This window comes from Rhizorhapis sp. SPR117, assembly GCF_021742065.1.
The window spans coordinates 34,238-51,389 of sequence record NZ_JAKKIE010000020.1 but is presented as its reverse complement, the minus strand read 5'-3'; the positions used below and the strand labels follow the sequence as shown (position 1 = coordinate 51,389).

The window sequence follows — 17,152 nt, the reverse complement described above, 5'->3', positions numbered from 1 at the left end:
TCACGCGGTGCGGCGACGGACGATACACACGGGCAACAGGGGGAAATCCCGCGGCGTTCCGCCGTCACCCATTTTTTCTAATGCTGCGGATATGAGCGACAGATGAACAGGATCATTCCGATCCGCATCTGTCGTAAAAACTGTTCGGTCTAGCGACCCGGCCTGCCTTTCGGACGGGGATCCCGCCACCTGAAAACCGAATCCGCCACCGCTACGCCATAACGCTGTCCCGACAGGCGGATGCTGGTGCGGTTGTTTTGCGAATCGAGCGCGACCCAGCCATAGAGTTCCAGACCAGCCGGCGCCTGCGCGTTCCGTTTGAAGATCATGGTGATGATCCCGTATTCCGGGCGCTTGGGATCGCGCGCTTCCACCATCAATATTTCGGGGTCCCCGGACGGGATGATCTTCCCATATTTGGACAAATCCCGGTCAGGGTCGAGCAGCGCGCCCAGTGGTGAATTGCCAATCGGCCAACGCTGCACCTGGCGGACTTCATAATCGATCATGGTCAGCGCATGCCCATCGCCGATAATCAGCAGCGGTACGTCGTCCTGATATTGAAAACGAATTTTACCGGGCTGTTTCAATGTCAGTGTGCCCGACAATACCTGCCCATTGCGGTCCGTCTGGGTAAAGGCAGCGGTCATGCTTTTCACCGCACGGATATAGGCATTGACCCGATGCAGATCATCCGACACCTGCTGCGCGGCCGCCATCTGCATTGGAGCGACAGCCAACACAATGGGCGCTGCAAGCAAGGCAAGGGTATATCGAACCATGACGGAATCTCCGGTTGTTTGATACTGATATATGACCGGGGACTATTGAATGCGAACTGAATTGATCAGTTCACCGCCATTCATATGAGTCATGAACCCGACTGCTATTTCGGCTGACCGTTCTCATCCATCAGCACTTCGCGGCGGCCGACATGATTGGGGGCGCCGACAAGACCTTCATTTTCCATCCGCTCGATCAGGCGTGCCGCACTGTTGTAGCCGATACGCAATTGCCGTTGCAGCCAACTTGTGGAGGCCTTCTGGTTTTCAAAGACGAGCTGGCATGCCTTGCGGTAATTCTGCGCGTCCGGGCTGTCGTCGGACAAGTCTACGCCATCAAGCGCGAAGCCGCCATCCTCCGGCTCCTCGGTCACGGACATGTTATAGTCGGGTTGGCCCTGCGCGCGCCAATGATCGGCGACCGCGCGGACTTCATCATCCGAAACGAATGGGCCGTGGACGCGCGTAATCTGTTTGCCGCCGGGCATGTAGAGCATGTCGCCCTTGCCCAAAAGCTGCTCTGCGCCCTGTTCGCCCAATATGGTGCGGCTGTCGATCTTGGACGTCACATGGAAACTGATTCGGGTCGGCAGGTTGGCCTTGATGACGCCGGTAATGACGTCGACTGAGGGGCGCTGCGTCGCCATGATCAGGTGAATGCCGGCCGCCCGCGCTTTTTGCGCCAGCCGCTGGATCAGGAATTCGACCTCCTTGCCCGCCGTCATCATCAGGTCGGCCAGTTCGTCGATGATCACCACGATCTGTGCCAGCGGGTGAAAATCGAGCTGTTCTTCCTCATAGATGGGCTGGCCGGTTTCATGATCGTAGCCGGTCTGGACCCTGCGACCGAGCGGCTTGCCCTTTGCCTTGGCCGCGCCGACCTTTTCATTGAAATTGGCCAGGTTGCGTACACCGACCGACGCCATCATGCGATAGCGATCTTCCATCTGTTCGACCGCCCATTTCAGTGCGCGGATCGCTTTGGCAGGTTCGGTCACGACGGGCGCGAGGAGATGCGGAATATCGTCGTAAATGCTGAGCTCCAGCATCTTCGGGTCAATCATGATCATTTTGCACTGGTCCGGCGTCAACCGGTAGAGCAGCGACAATATCATGCAGTTGAGGCCAACCGATTTGCCCGAACCTGTCGTCCCCGCGATCAAAAGGTGCGGCATGGGCGCAAGGTCGGCGATGACCGGGTCGCCATTGATGTTCTTGCCCAATATCAGGGGAAGCTGGGCATTCTGATCTGCGAAGACCGCGCCAGAGATCAGTTCATGCAGCACCACCGCCTCACGCTTGACGTTGGGCAGTTCGATACCGATGACGGTACGGCCCGGAATGGTGGCGACGCGGGCTGACAGCGCCGACATGTTGCGGGCGATGTCTTCGGCCAATTGGATAACCCGGCTCGCCTTGATCCCGGATGCCGGTTCCAGTTCGTACATGGTAACGACCGGACCGGGGCGCACCTCGGTGATATGGCCCTTTACATGAAAGTCATCGAGCACGGATTCCAGCAACCGTGCATTGCGCTCCAAGCTGGCCTTGTCGATCTTTACTCCGCTATTGGCTGGGGCCTGTGCAAGCAAATCAGGCGAGGGAAGCACGACGTTGCCAAAAAGATCCTCCTGCCGCACATCGCGGTTTTGGGGACGCGTAGCAGGTTGAGGCGACTGAATGTTGATCGTCGGCCTTGCGGTGGGAGCAACCGCAGGGCGCGGTGTCGCCTCAATAGAGTCGGCACGAATATCGCCCGTGGTTTCGTTACGGCCGGGCAGATTAAAGCGGGGCAGCTTTGGCCACTCCAGACGGAAAAGCGGCCTTTCCAAGGCCAGACTACGATACCAGAGGATACTGCCCGCTATGATGCCCAATGCCATGATCGCCGCAGAAAGCCACCATGGTCCGGGTTCAGGCACGCTGCCGGCCAAGATGAATATCGCCTTGGCACTCAAAAGACCGATGACCCCCCCCCAACCCGCGGGCAGGGCAATCATGGGCTCGGGCTGATAGAGCGACAGCGCCAGACCGATAAGGAAAATGCCGACAAGACAGCGGCCAAGCTGTCCGCGCCAGCCGTCCATTTCATATTCACCCCACATGCGCCGCGACAGCACAAGCATCAGCGGCAGAAGCAGCGCACCCGGAACACCCAAAAGCCACAGGATGAAATCGGCTATCCATGCACCCGGTGCACCCATCATATTGGCGATGGCTCCGCCCGCCACCGTATTCATCGACGGATCGGTCGGTTGATAGCTCAACAAGGCAAAGGCAAGGAATATGGTGGCGAAAAACAGCAGGATCGATCCGATCAGCTCGCCGCTGCGCAACAGGCTGCGTTTCAGCATTTCCCGCCATTCTGGTGTGCGTTTTGCCGCTGCCCGGCCGGCCATGTGTCTATCCCTGCAAATGTGCTTGAAATGTTCTTGGCGTCACAATGCGCCGGACAGAGAGTCCACGTCAAGGGTGGCTGCTGTCAAACGGTCAGACCCGGACCATCACGCTCGGAGCGAACGATTCGTTATTCCGCGGCCACCTGTCCCACTATGACTTCCGCGGCCTCTATCTCTGCTGCCTTGGCTTCGACCAGTTTGACAATATGTTCGATCATATCGGCATCCTGCACATGGTGGTCGGTAACGCCTGACAGATAGACCATGTGCTTGCCCGCCCCGCCGCCGGTAATCCCGATGTCGGTTTCGCGCGCCTCTCCCGGACCATTGACGACACACCCCAATACCGAAAGCGAAAGCGGCGTATGGATGTGTTGCAACCGCGCTTCAAGCGCCTGCACCGTGCGGATGACGTCGAACCCCTGCCGCGCGCAACTGGGGCAGGAAACGACGCGCACGCCGCGGGAACGAATGCCAAGCGATTTGAGAATTTCATAGCCGACGCGCACTTCCTCCTCCGGCTCGGCGGACAGGGAAACGCGGATTGTGTCACCAATCCCGGCCCACAGCAGGTTACCGATACCGATGGCGCTTTTCACGGTGCCGCCGATCAAGCCCCCTGCCTCCGTAATGCCCAGATGCAGCGGGCAATCGACGGCTTCCGCCAGCCCCATATAGGCAGATACCGCCAGGAACACATCGCTCGCCTTTACCGCAACCTTGTAATCGTGGAAATCCTGATCCTGCAGCAGCTTGATGTGGTCCAGCGCACTTTCGACCAATGCTTCTGGGCAAGGCTCGCCATATTTTTCGAGCAGGTCGCGTTCCAGGCTGCCCGCATTTACGCCGATGCGGATGGCACAGCCATTGGCCTTGGCGGCGTCCACCACTTCCTTCACACGCGCTTCACTGCCGATATTGCCGGGATTGATGCGCAAACAGGCAGCACCCGCATCGGCCGCTTCCAGTGCCCGTTTGTAATGGAAATGAATGTCGGCGACGATCGGCACCCGCGACGCCCGCACGATCTGTTTCAAGCCAGCGGTTGATTCCTCATCGGGGCAGGACACGCGGATGATGTCTACACCTGCCTCCTCGCAGCGGCGAATCTGGTCGATCGTTGCCTTGACGTCGGACGTCAGCGTGTTGGTCATGGTCTGGACTGTCACGGGGGCATCGCCACCCACCGGCACATTCCCGATCATGATCTGGCGCGATTTACGCCTTTCTATGTCGCGCCAGGGGCGTACAGACATGGGGACGGACTCCGTTGCTTCGTTCCGTGGTTCCTATAGCGCGCCTGTGCCAGACATGCGAGGGCCATGCGGCCCCGTGGCACGCTAATGGAAACAGCGGTACAGATTGCGTCTGAACAAGATCTTGCGTTGGAGAATGTGCGATGGTCATTCCAGCAACAGAAAAGAACCCGACAATCGAAGAGGCTTTGCAATGGCGGCTCCTCATCCATGGCGGTGCGGGAAGCATGACGCGTGATCAGATGACTCAACCGCAGGACAGCGGAGTCAGGGCTGCGCTGGGCCGGGCACTGGATGCCGGATCGGCTTTGCTGAAACTCGGCGGCTCTGCACTGGATGCGGTGACGGCAAGCGTAAAGGTGCTGGAAGACAATCCCCATTTCAACGCCGGACGCGGCGCAGTCTATACCTATGATGGAACGATAGAACTCGATGCAGCCATCATGGATGGTCGAGACCGGAACGCAGGTGCGGTGACCGGCATTTCAAGGACGAAAAATCCCGTAGTGCTGGCCCGTCATGTGATGGAAGACAGTCCGCACGTGTTTCTCAATCGCAAGGGCGCCGAACGGTTCGCCATTGAAAAAGGGATCGAACAGGTCGATCCTTCCTGGTTTGAAACGCCCGAACGCAAACGGCAATGGCAGGAATTCCGGCAGCACAAGAGCCGCTATTTCGACATAGATATGAAATACGGCACCGTGGGCGCGGTTGCACTGGATCATGAAGGACATGTCGCCGCCGCGACATCGACGGGCGGCCTTACGGGCAAGCGCTGGGGCCGAATTGGCGATTCGCCTGTCATAGGCGCAGGCACCTATGCCGATGACCGTGCCTGTGCCGTCTCTGCCACCGGAGCGGGCGAATATTTCATCCGCATCGGTGTCGCCCATGAAATCTGCGCGCGTGTGCGTATGAAGGGTGAAAGTCTGCAACAAGCAGCAGATGCCGTGATCGCGGAGCTGGGTGGGATGGGCGGCGTCGGCGGCGTCATCGTTACCGGCCCGGGCGGCGACCTCGTCTGGTCGTTCAACACACCGGGCATGTATCGCGCAAGAACGGGCAGCACAGGCGAACGGGTCATTGCCATTTATGCCGACGAATGACGCCCTGACCGCCAGGATCAGGATCTAACGGCGGTCGCGTCGTGAATTGTCGTCCAAGGATCGGTGAGACCGCGATTCACGCCGCTGCCCCCTTGTTTCCGTCCGCTGTTCTCGCGCCTGTGGCTGTTCTCGCGCCTGTGATCGCCGACTTTGTATGGCGGCTTCCCGGCGTGTCCGCACTGGTCCGGCAACATTTTCCTGCTTTCGGACTGGCCGTTCGACGCGGTCCTGCCTGCGATTCACATGCCGCTCGCCACTTCGATCGCGTTGTATATTCCCGCTCCTGTACTGGTGCCGGCTCCGTCGCTCGTCGCGGTAATCGTCGCGACGATGCGTGCGGCGGCCTTCCCAGTATCGCCGGTGATTGTCCCGCCAACGGTGGCGATGCCCCTGCCGGTCAAAGACATAATAGCCGGTCCCAGGATAGTAAAAACCGTCATACCAGCCATAATATCCGCCATAGCCCGGATCATAATATGAACCGGCGCCATAACCCATAGATACGCCGCCATACCCATAACCATCGTCATAGGCGGAACATCCGCCCAGCGCGAGGAGAGCTGCCAACCCTGCAACGGCAAAACGCGGAAATTGCGCCGCCGTGAACCATCTTTTGTAAATATCCTGTGTCATGCGGCGATAATAATCCGCGCTACTTGAATTGCCACTGAACGGATTGACCTAACCGGTGGCGGCCCAAATCTCGTAATTGGGACAATTTGGGGTGCGGTGTTGCCGTTATGCATCAAAAAATCGACGAAAATGTCGATTCTGTCCAATAATTTTCCTGCCGAATCAGCGTAGGACAAATTTGCGACCCGAAGGGCTCTTGGTCTGACGACAGAGAGACCTTTTCCTTGATGGCTCGGCCGGTTTTTCCGGTCGGGCCATTCTTTTAATAGCAATAATGGAAAAACTCGTCAGAATTTTATAAGGTGATCAGGAATTCGGGGTTGCGCAATGGGGGAAAAGTTTTTGTCGGCACGGGTGAATAGCGCCGTGTCCCACATAAGGATGCATGTTGCCTGTTGCCCCTCCGCAATGGAGAAGCAACACCATGCAGCATGATTTCCCAGACGGAAACAAGGACGGCATGGTAGCTCTTCGCTATTATGAACCGCCTTTGGACCTGAGTGATCTGGTGGCTTCGATCTACCTCTTCACTGCTAACTTGCCTTATGTCTCTGATATCACGAGGGCGGACTTTGCACAGTTGCGGTTCATGCTGTCCGGCCGGGGCTATTACACCTTCCATGACGGCCGCCAGATGGAAACGCCTCCGGTATGTATACTTGGGCCCACCATGTCGGCCATTCATTTCGATGTGGATGGGCCACTGCAGGTAGTGGGGGTCGCCCTGTTACCATTGGGGTGGTATGCTTTGACGAACCAGGATGCATGCAACCATGCGGACTCATTATATGACGGTGCGACGATTGGCCCGGAATATACCCAAGCACTGAAAGCATTGCAGGGGATCGACAATCACGAAGAGGCCGTGGAACAGCTTTGGATTTTCCTGCGGACATGTTTTCGTCCGATCAACAGCTCCTTTCAGGATTTTGTAAAAGCCGCTGACGCCTGGCTCGCCAACGAGAGCTCACCGCGTGTGGAAGCACTGCTAGAAGCGACGGGCCTGTCCGCGCGTCAGGTCGCCCGACTGACGAACCGGCTATATGGCGCTCCCCCCAAATTACTGGCGCGGAAATATCGGGCGCTACGCATCGCATCATCGATTGCCGGCACGGACGAGGACTGGCACGATGTCATCGGCGACATCTTTTACGATCAGTCGCATTTTATCCGCGAACTCAAGCACTTCGTCGGCGTGACACCGCATCAGCTCAAGAATAAACTTGGCATCGTCCCGCGCCTTACGTTGCTGCGCCGCCAGCTGGATGGCCGCTTTCCATATATCTCCCGGATCAGTTAGTTAATAGCCCGGTCATTCAGTAGGCATCCGGTTGATATTTTGGATCTGCCTGTTCAAAGGCTTGAAGTATGCGTGCCTTTTCTACAGCTGCCCTGATGGTAGGAAATGGCGACAGGTCTACATTGAACCGTTCCGCCGAATAAACCTGCGGCACCAGATGGCAATCGGCCAAAGTCGGCGCGTCGCCAAAGGCAAAGCCTTTTCCATACCGGGCCACCATCGCCTCCAATGCCGTAAATCCTTCGCTGATCCAACGCGCTATCCATGTATTGACCTGATCCTGCGACGCGCCCAGATCATGTCGAAGCGCTTTCAATATGCGCAGGTTGTTGATGGGATGAATGTCACACGCAATGATCCCGCACATCGCCCGAACGACCGCGCGATCCGCCGCGACACGTGGCAGCAAAGGCGGATCTGGGTATTTTTCCTCCAACCATTCCAGGATTGCAACGCTTTGCATCAGTATGCCGTCCTCCGTCTCCAGGGTGGGGACAAGGCCTTGCGGGTTCAGCTTCAGATAATCGGGGCTATGCTGCTCCCCCCTACGCAAGTCGAGCGCTTTCTGCTGATAGGACAAACCCTTCAGTCCCAGAGCAATCCGCGTGCGATAGCTTGTGCCCGACCGCCAATAACCATGCAGTATAAGCGCGCTCATGATTTCCTCACTCGATCATCGTCCGGCTCGATTATGGTGTTTGAGGCTGCACGGTATGATTTTATCAGGATCGGGCCTGTTTCCGCTAATGTTGAAACGCGCGAAATAGCCACCGGCGGAAAGGTTTGGCGTGATTTCGGCAAGGCGGTATCCCACCGCCTCAAACTCACATTTCAACAGGCGAGTCGGGGTTCCGTGCTCCGCAGTAGGTCGGTCGGCATCAACCACGATCACCTGCCCGGATAATTTCAGTGCCGGGTAGAGTCGCCAGAGAAAGGCATAAGGCTCAGCAATTTCATGGTACATGTGGACGAGGAATACTCGGTCGAAGCTGCGAGCGGGCAGCATCGGATCGTCCGCAGCGCCCAGTTTTACACTGACATTATCCAGATTTTCCCGCGCGACGCGCAGGGCCAGACTGTCGCGCACTTCTGGTAATATGTCCTGCGCCAGCACACGTCCGGTGGGGCCGACCCGTCGTGCCAGACGCACGGTATAATAGCCTTCGCCCGCGCCAATATCGGCGACCGTCATTCCGGGCTTTATTCCGGCGCCGTCCATAATGTCATCCGCCTCGTTCAGGCGATCCCGGCTGTCCTCATCGGACCAGCGGGTCGATACGATATTGGCTATCGGCCGATCGGCACGAGGAAAGTCCCGGGCAGTTTGCGGTCGCCCTTTGTCGGAACTGGGCATCAACTGGTCGCAAGCCGCTGTGGGCAACGTGGCAAAGGCCAGAAACGCCAATGCCGACAGGCGCATCAGTCAACATCCTCCACAACGACCGTCTCACCCGTCACACGTTGTGACAGCGCGGCGGCCATGAACGGATCAAGTGCGCCATCCAGCACGTCGTCGGGTGCCGTGGACACAATACCCGTCCGCAGATCCTTCACCATTTGATAGGGTTGCAGTACGTAGGAACGGATCTGGTGCCCCCAGCCAATATCGGATTTCGACGCGTGGGTCGCACTCGCCTCCGCCTCGCGCCGCTGCAACTCAGCTTCGTACATACGGGCTTTGAGCATACTCATCGCTTCGGCCTTGTTCTTGTGCTGCGACCGCTGATTTTGACAGGCAACGATGATGCCGGTCGGCACATGGGTAATACGCACTGCCGAATCGGTGGTATTGATATGCTGGCCACCCGCACCCGATGCGCGATAAGTATCAATTTTCAGATCGCTCTCGTTGATCTCTATATCGATGTTATCGTCGATCACCGGATAAACCCAGACGGACGAAAAGCTGGTGTGCCGCCGCGCTGAACTGTCATAGGGCGATATCCGCACCAGCCGATGTACGCCGCTTTCGGTCTTGGCATAGCCATAGGCGTTTTCGCCCTTCAAAAGCAGGGTCGCCGACTTGATCCCCGCCTGTTCGCCGGCATGATAATCGACCACTTCTACTTTCATGCCGCGCCGTTCCGCCCAGCGCATATACATGCGTTGCAGCATTTCGGCCCAATCCTGGCTTTCCGTGCCGCCTGCGCCCGCATGAATTTCAAGATAGGTGTCGTTGGCATCGGCCTCTCCAGCCAGCAGGGCCTTCACCTTGTCCTCATCGGCGCGTGCGGCAAGCGCGGCGAGTTGCGCCACCCCCTCATCGACCAGGGCATTATCACCCTCTGCCTCTGCCATTTCCATCAGTTCGACTGTGTCATCCATTTCCTGCTGGATCGCGCGGGTCGCGCCGATCGCCTGATCCAGCCGGGTGCGTTCGCGCATCACCTCCTGCGCCTTTTTGGGGTCGTCCCACAAAGTCGGGTCTTCGACGCGCGCATTCAGTTCGTCCAGGCGACGCAGCGCCCGGTCCCAGTCGAGAAAGCGGCGGAGCAACTCAAGAGCTGCTTCGATGCGGTCAATATGTGTCTGCGCTTCGGCGCGCATTTTCAATCTCCAGTCATGGGCAACAGTTTTGCCCGATATAGGCATCGTGCGGCATTGGCAAAGCGGTGCATAGCTGAACGCGTGTCAGTAAATGCCGCCTTCGCGCTGCAGGAAGTCGTTGTCATTCTGCTTGCGCCCGGCTGCGGCGTTCGAATCAGCGTTTTCGTCACCGTCGCCGATGACAATTTCTTCCTTGCGAATGGTACGGCGCGGCTCGGTTTCAGGTTTGAACGCTTCCCAGATCACCGCCGGCCTGGCATCGTTCGTCGGCCATTCACCGTAGACGCGACGGCCACTGCGGCGATCGATCCGTACCATGCGAATGCCGGCGGGCGCGACAAAGGGCCGCCTGGGTATTTTGTCAAGCACCGGCTCCATCGCCTCTCGCCAGATCGGAGCCGCTATCCTGCCACCCTGCGCATAACCGCCCAGACTGCGGGGCTGATCATAGCCAAGATAGACACCCGCAATCAGATCGGGTGACCCGCCTATGAACCAGACATTTGTCGGGCCGTTGGTGGTGCCGGTCTTGCCGAACAGCGGCCTTTTCATGTCGCTCAGCCGTTGCGCGGTGCCGCGTGTGATAACGCCTTCGGCAATGTGGATAACCTGGTAAGCCGTCATCGGGTCCATCAGCTGACGTCCCGATTGGGCAAAGCGTGGCATGAGCTTGCCATCCCATTCAGCCATGTTGCAGCCATCGCAAGGCCGCCAGTTTTCAGGCCAGATGACTTTGCCTCTGCGGTCTTGAACAAAGTCGATCACCTTGGGCTTCAGCTCACGGCCATGATTTGCCAGCATCGCATAAGCATTAACCAGCTTTTCGACCGTGGTTTCGCCAGCGCCCAGCGCATATGACAGATAGGGAGTATAATCGCCGATCCCCATGGTCTTGATGGTCTTAACCACCTTGTCCATGCCGGTTTGCGATGCAGTACGCACGGTCATCAGGTTGCGCGACTGTTCAACGGCCCAGCGCATGGTTTGCGGTCCAGCGCTGCTGCCGGAGAAATTGCGGAAGCATTTCTGCCCCAGCCGAACAGACTGAAAGACGCAGAACGGGCCATCGACGATGATGGAAGCCGGCGTCATGCCGTTGTCGAGTGCGGCGGCATAAACAAATGGTTTGATCGTCGATCCCGGCTGTCGTTCAGCCTGGGTAGCGCGGTTGAAGGCGCTCAGGCGCGAATCAAATCCTCCCTGCATGGCGTAAATACGTCCATTATGGGGGTTTTCGATGACCATACCGCCGGACACACCCGGAATATTACGCAGTGCCCAGCCACTGCCCTGCGGCTTGACGGCTATCAGATTGCCAGGACGAAGCGCATCAAAGGCCGTGCCCCCGGTCTTGCTGTAGGCCATACTGGCAAGGCCTTGCGGCAATGTGCCGGTCGAACCGTTGACAAATCCGATGGTGGCGTTGCTGCCCGATTTGCTCAGCACCACTGCGATCTTCCAATCAGCATAGTCGATGCCAATGAAGGTGGAAGCGAGCCGACGTGCCCATTGGTCATCCATTTTGATGGAATTGACAGGACCGGACCAGCCCTTGCCCTGGTCATAACGGATCAAGCCGTCACGCAAGGCCTTGCGCGTCAACCCCTGCATATGGGGATCAAGTGGCGTACGCACCCACAGCCCGCCCGCATAGACGCTATGCGGCCCGTCCTTGGCGGTTTCCCCATAAAGTTCGATCAGACGACGGCGAACTTCCTCGATGTAATAGCCGCCAACCCGTTCGAAACGCGCTGCGCTTTGCTGCGCGACGGTACCCAGCGGCTCGGCGATGGCGGCTTCATACTGCGCCCTGTCGATCCAGCCATTCTTCCGCATTTCATTGAGCACCCAGTTCCGGCGCTCCAGCGCACGATCCATGTGCTTTTCCGGACGGTAATTGGCCGGTCCTTTGGGTAATATGGCCAGATAGGCCATTTCGTGCAGCTTCAGGTCCCCTACATCCTTGTCGAAATAGGCGCGGGCGGCGGCCTGAACACCATAGGCGTTGCGGCCCAGGAATATCTGGTTGAGATACAGCTCCAATATCTGCTGCTTGGTCATGACCGATTCGATCCGGTAGGCGAGCAGCGCCTCCTTCACCTTGCGCACATAACTGACTTCATTGGTCAGCAGCAGGTTCTTGGCGACCTGTTGGGTGATCGTCGACGCGCCGACGGGGCGGCCGCTACGGGTCAGATTGGTGATCATCGCGCCGATGATGCCGGGATAATCAAGCCCATGATGCTGGAAAAAGGTCTTATCCTCCGCAGCCATATAGGCACGGATCAGCTGCGGTGGATAATCGGCATATTGCAATTGAACGCGCCGTTCCCGGGCATAGCTTTGCACCGGTTCGCCATTCACGGATCGCACGATGGTAGGCAATGGCGGCTCATATTCCAGTAAGGATCTGGCATCGGGCAGGTTACGCGCGAATATGAACCAAATGAGAAACAGACCCAACAGCGCAGCGCCGAGCGACACGGCAAGCAGCTTGAACCACCATTTATGCCACATCTTGCGGAAAAAAGCCGCGATCCCGCCAGCATTGCGCTGCAGCCTGAACCGCAAATTTGTCTCTTCGGCCTCAACCATCACGGACCGGCTCTAGCAATTTTTACGGCGATTGCCAGCCGGGATATGGTGCTGGCCGCAAAACGAATGAAGGCGGAAGCATTTGATCTGGCGTCAGGCCGAGGCTTCAGGTCTAGTTTTGGACCAGCTTGCGCGCAAAATGGATCTCAATAGCCCTTGCCACGCCTTGCGCGATTTTCGACTGTCCTTCCGGCGATGTCAGGAACCGCACGTCATCGGCATTGGTGATATAGCCGGTTTCGAACAGAATCGACGGCGTGTCGGGCGCCTTGAGCACGATCAGCGAAGCGAAACGATGATAGGCGGAACGAAAATCAACCAGCGGAGCAGCCTCCCGCTGTAACAATTTGGCGAAGCTGGATGATATGTTCATCGTCTCACGTTGTGTCAGGTCAATCAGGATCGAGGACACATCGCTGCTCTGGTCGCCCAGATTGACGCCGTTGATAATGTCGGATTTGTTCTCGCGCGCGGCCAGTCTGGCCGCCTCGCGGTCCGACGCGACTTCGGAAAGCGTGTATATGGTCGCGCCGTGCGCATCCTCATTTTCGGCCGCATCCGCATGAACGGAAATGAACAGGTCCGCCTTCATCCTGCGTGCAATGCCATAACGCTCTTCCAGCACCAGAAACCGGTCGTCGTTACGGGTCAGGGCCACGCGCACGCGCCCGGATTTCAACAGTTCACGACGAATCGCCCGGGCGACCGCCAAGGTGATGTCCTTTTCGCGCGTGCCGAGTTCCTTGTTGAGCGCACCAGGGTCATGCCCGCCATGGCCTGCATCGATCACGACCAGCGGCCGGCTGTCGTCGGCGGGGCCAGCCACCCGGGGCAGGTCAACGCCCTTTGCAGGCTGCGGAATGGCGACCGTGATGCCGTGCGTCCTGCTGGGCGTGCGCGCGGCGTTTGCAGCCGGCGGGTCAAACGCACTCCGCCCGCGGGCGGCTGCGGCGCTAAAATCACGAGCATCCGCATTGCGAAGCGATAATGTCAGCGTCTTGCCGTCCGCAGCAAACTGGCCACCCGATATGATCGCGGGGCGCGAAAGATCGAAAACGACCCGTGCCGTGCTTGGGTCGAACTGGCCCTGACGAATTGCGGAGACGACACCGCGTGCCACGCCGCCAGCACCCGGCTGCGCGCCCTTGATGTCAAGGGCGATGCGCCGTGGTGCATCCAACAGAAAGGCGGAAGCGCCGCTGACGCTTTCATCAAAGCGAACAGTGACCGTGTCGCCATTCACCTGGACGGCATTGATGGTGCCCGCCTCAGCCGGGGCAGCGAACATCGTGGCGGCCAATATAAAAAACAGGAACATGGGTGCATATTTGCGTGCCGTGCGTGCCCAGGTCCAGCCAAATTTCATAAATTGTGCCTTTTGCCTCTGTCATCGCGCCGAAGGCGGCATTGAGCAAAAAGCCGCTCGCCCCCCATAAAGCGAAATCGTAAACGCACCATTAAGGATGCTTTGTTCCGTCGTGGCGCAATAAATTTATAGGAGACATTGCTCGTTCCCACTTCCGGTGCTAGCGGTAAAGGGTCCCGCATTGATTTTTCTGGTCAATATCGGGTTTCGCGAATCGCCATAATTGATGGCGATCAGACAGGTTGACGCTGCATGAGGCATTTTTCTTCCCGACTCCAAAACCCATCTATGGGTCTTGGCGTATGGATGCGACTGTCGCGGCCGGGCAAAATTGCCGGCCATGCCTATGCAGTAGAGGCACATTCCACTCTTCACACCCCTGCGAACGACCGGCGCACAGCGCCGCGTTTGCTTTTTTCATATCGCATGGCCCCCCGCCGCCTGGCCGCGGGCCGCCATGCCTGGAGTATAATACATGACAATGCGTATGCTGATCGACGCGCGCCACCGGGAAGAAACCCGGGTTGCCGTCGTCAAGGGAAACCGGATCGAGGAATTTGATTTCGAATCCGCCGAGCACAAACAGCTCAAAGGGAATATCTATCTAGCCAAGGTCACGCGAGTTGAACCGTCGCTTCAGGCGGCGTTCGTGGACTATGGCGGCAATCGCCATGGCTTCCTGGCTTTTTCGGAAATCCACCCCGACTATTATCAGATTCCGCGCGAAGATCGGGAGGCATTGCTCGCCGAAGAGGCCGAGCATGCCGCAGAGGAAGCCGCACTTCGAGCCGAGGAGGAGGATGCGGACGGCGAAGGCGAACTGGAAGACATGGCTCCGCCCGCCGCTCTTGATGACGAAGAGGGCGAGGACGACCATGACGGGAACGAAGAGTCCGCCCCTCCTGCCAAAGCCCGCAACGGCGATGGTGCTGCGGACGATCTACGCCGCAAACGCATGGCGCTGCGCCGTCGGTACAAGATCCAGGACGTCATTCGTCGGCGGCAGGTGCTGCTGGTGCAGGTCGTCAAGGAAGAACGCGGCAACAAGGGTGCGGCGCTCACAACATATCTGAGCCTGGCCGGTCGCTATTGCGTACTGATGCCCAACACCAGCCATGGCGGCGGCATTTCGCGCAAGATCAGCAATGTGGCCGACCGCAAGCGGTTGAAGTCCATTATTGCGGAAATGAAGCTGCCCAGCACAATGGGCTGTATCGTCCGCACCGCCGGGTTGCAGCGCACGAAGCCGGAAATCAAGCGCGACTTCGATTATCTCGCGCGCCTGTGGGACGAGATTCGCGAAAAGACGCTGAAGGCATCGGCGCCCGAACTCATCCACAATGACAGCGATCTCATCAAGCGCGCCATTCGCGACATATATAATCGCGACATTGAGGAGGTGCTGATCGAGGGCGAGGACGGCTACCGCGCCGCCAAGGATTTCATGAAGCTGTTGATGCCCAGCCATGCGCGCCGGGTGCAGCAATATGCCGATGCGGTTTCGCTGTTCCAGCGGCATGGCGTCGAGGATCAGCTTGCCGCCATGTATCATCCAGTGGTGCAATTGAAATCGGGTGGCTATCTGGTCATCAACCCCACCGAAGCCCTGGTTTCGATCGACATCAACTCTGGGCGGTCGACGCGCGAACATGGCATCGAACAGACCGCTGTTGCGACCAATCTGGAAGCCGCCCGCGAAATTGCGCGCCAATTGAAATTGCGCGACATGGCGGGTCTGGTCGTTATCGACTTTATCGACATGGAGCACAACTCCAACATCCGCAAAGTCGAAAAGGCAATGAAGGATGCGTTGAGGGACGACCGCGCGCGTATTCAGGTAGGTCGCATTTCTGGCTTCGGCCTGATGGAAATGAGCCGCCAGCGCCTGCGCACCGGCGTACTGGAGGCATCGACGCGCGAATGTCCGCATTGCGAGGGCACGGGCCTTGTCCGTACCGCCTCCTCGGCGGGCCTTTCCGCACTTCGTTTGCTGGAGGAAGAGGCCGCACGCGGTCGCGGCATCATCGTGACCCTGCGCGCCAGCCAGGAAGCCGCTTTTTACGTTCTGAACAATAAGCGCGCCGAAATCGATGAGATCGAAACGCGCTATGGCGTCAAGATCGTCATCCTGCCTGATGGCGAAACCGAAGGCGCCCGCATGTCTGTTGAGGCCAGCGGTCCGCGCCCTGCGAACATCGTTACTTTTGCTCCCATCGTTGAGGAAGAGGAAGAGGACATCCTCGACGAGGAAGTGGACGAAGAGATCGAGGCGGAGATAGCCAACGAAACGACTGCCGAGCGTAAAGAGCGTGAGGAAGGCGAAGGTGGCAGCCGTCGCCGTCGTCGTCGTCGTGGCCGCCGTGGCCGCCGCGATGAACGGCCCGAACAAACCGATGGCGAAACCACCGAAGGTCAGGCCCATGCTGTCAGCGCGGAAATGGCAGAGGATGCCGGCACAGCACAGACCCAGGAAGATGGCGCCATCGGAATTGATGCGTCCGAAGACGAAGAAGCCAATCCTCGTCGCAGTCGCCGTGGCCGCCGCGGCGGCCGCCGCCGCCGTGGAGGAGAAGCTGTCGATGCTGTCAGCGAAGCGGGCACGGAAGGCGCAGGAGTGGAAACGGAGGTCGAACCATCCGCTGCTGCCCATGTCCCCGCAGAGGCAACTCCTGAATCGTCCTCTGAAGTAGCGGAAGAGGCCGCGCCCAAGAAGACACGCCGTCGCCCACGCGCGCGCAAAGACGATGCGCAGGAAGCTGCAGTGGCCGAAACGACCGCCGCTCCTGAAATGCCGACTGCTGAAACTCCGGTCGAAGCTGAAGCCGTCGAAGCGCCGGTTGCGGAAAAGCCCAAGCGCACCCGCCGCAAAGCTGCGCCAAAGACCGAACCGGAAACCACACAGGTCGACGCCGCACCTGCCGTTGAGCCGGTAACTGAGAAGCCCAAGCGTACGCGAGGGAAAAAGGCTGAACCTGCTATCGATACTGTGGCGGAAGAGGTCGCTGCCGACAGCACTGCGCAACCGGAATCATCGCCAACTACGGCGCAGACGCCAGCCAATGACTCCAATAATAATAGTGATGACGGTGAAACCGACGAGGATGGCGCACTTCGCCGTGGCTGGTGGCAACGCACCTTCGGTAACTGACGGACCTTCTGGCATGGCCC

General features: G+C 58.5%; 12 protein-coding genes. 3 read left to right on the top strand and 9 right to left on the bottom strand.

Translation table 11 applies throughout. The features are described from left to right. Positions 1-149 precede the first annotated feature (149 nt). From L3X40_RS09690 to ispG, 3 genes are all read right to left on the bottom strand, one after another. Positions 150-782 carry a LolA family protein gene (locus L3X40_RS09690; RefSeq protein ID WP_237365440.1) on the bottom strand — a complete coding sequence of 211 codons (633 nt, stop codon included), beginning with the start codon at positions 780-782 and terminating at the stop codon, positions 150-152. 104 nt (positions 783-886) lie between these two features. Further along, entirely contained in the window at positions 887-3,181 is a 2,295-nt protein-coding gene (locus tag L3X40_RS09685; RefSeq protein ID WP_237365439.1) for an FtsK/SpoIIIE family DNA translocase, read from the bottom strand. A gap of 128 nt (positions 3,182-3,309) precedes the next feature. Then, positions 3,310-4,437: a flavodoxin-dependent (E)-4-hydroxy-3-methylbut-2-enyl-diphosphate synthase gene (gene ispG, locus L3X40_RS09680; protein WP_237365438.1), complete on the bottom strand. Its 1,128-nt coding sequence runs from the start codon at positions 4,435-4,437 to the stop codon at positions 3,310-3,312. A gap of 143 nt (positions 4,438-4,580) precedes the next feature. Here ispG and L3X40_RS09675 point away from each other — a divergent pair, with 143 nt between their 5' ends. After that, positions 4,581-5,543, top strand: a complete 963-nt coding sequence (locus L3X40_RS09675) for an isoaspartyl peptidase/L-asparaginase family protein (RefSeq protein ID WP_237365437.1) — start codon at positions 4,581-4,583, stop codon at positions 5,541-5,543. Between the two features lie 239 nt (positions 5,544-5,782). Here L3X40_RS09675 and L3X40_RS09670 read toward each other — a convergent pair whose 3' ends face one another. Further along, the gene (locus tag L3X40_RS09670; protein WP_445177173.1) at positions 5,783-6,073 is read right to left on the bottom strand and encodes a hypothetical protein; all 291 of its coding nucleotides are present in this window, start codon (positions 6,071-6,073) and stop codon (positions 5,783-5,785) included. A 527-nt stretch (positions 6,074-6,600) separates the two neighbouring features. Between L3X40_RS09670 and L3X40_RS09665 the strand changes: the two genes are divergently transcribed. Next, a complete protein-coding gene (locus tag L3X40_RS09665) occupies positions 6,601-7,476 on the top strand; it encodes a helix-turn-helix domain-containing protein (protein ID WP_237365436.1) in 876 nt (291 codons plus the stop codon). 16 nt (positions 7,477-7,492) lie between these two features. Here L3X40_RS09665 and maiA read toward each other — a convergent pair whose 3' ends face one another. From maiA to L3X40_RS09640, 5 genes are all read right to left on the bottom strand, one after another. After that, positions 7,493-8,134 (bottom strand): maleylacetoacetate isomerase, encoded by a 642-nt coding sequence (gene maiA, locus L3X40_RS09660; protein WP_237365435.1) that lies wholly within the window; start codon positions 8,132-8,134, stop codon positions 7,493-7,495. 15 nt (positions 8,135-8,149) lie between these two features. Then, entirely contained in the window at positions 8,150-8,896 is a 747-nt protein-coding gene (locus tag L3X40_RS09655) for a class I SAM-dependent methyltransferase (protein WP_445177172.1), read from the bottom strand. Next, positions 8,896-10,023 carry a peptide chain release factor 2 gene (gene prfB, locus L3X40_RS09650; RefSeq protein WP_237365434.1) on the bottom strand — a complete coding sequence of 376 codons (1,128 nt, stop codon included), beginning with the start codon at positions 10,021-10,023 and terminating at the stop codon, positions 8,896-8,898. The genes L3X40_RS09655 and prfB overlap by 1 nt, the downstream gene beginning before the upstream one ends. A gap of 84 nt (positions 10,024-10,107) precedes the next feature. Further along, a complete protein-coding gene (locus L3X40_RS09645) occupies positions 10,108-12,618 on the bottom strand; it encodes a penicillin-binding protein 1A (protein ID WP_237365455.1) in 2,511 nt (836 codons plus the stop codon). Positions 12,619-12,730: 112 nt separating this feature from the next. Further along, entirely contained in the window at positions 12,731-13,984 is a 1,254-nt protein-coding gene (locus L3X40_RS09640) for an N-acetylmuramoyl-L-alanine amidase (protein ID WP_445177171.1), read from the bottom strand. A gap of 475 nt (positions 13,985-14,459) precedes the next feature. Here L3X40_RS09640 and L3X40_RS09635 point away from each other — a divergent pair, with 475 nt between their 5' ends. Then, on the top strand, positions 14,460-17,132 hold the full coding sequence (locus L3X40_RS09635) for an Rne/Rng family ribonuclease (RefSeq protein ID WP_237365433.1): 2,673 nt from the start codon (positions 14,460-14,462) through the stop codon (positions 17,130-17,132). Positions 17,133-17,152: the final 20 nt, after the last annotated feature.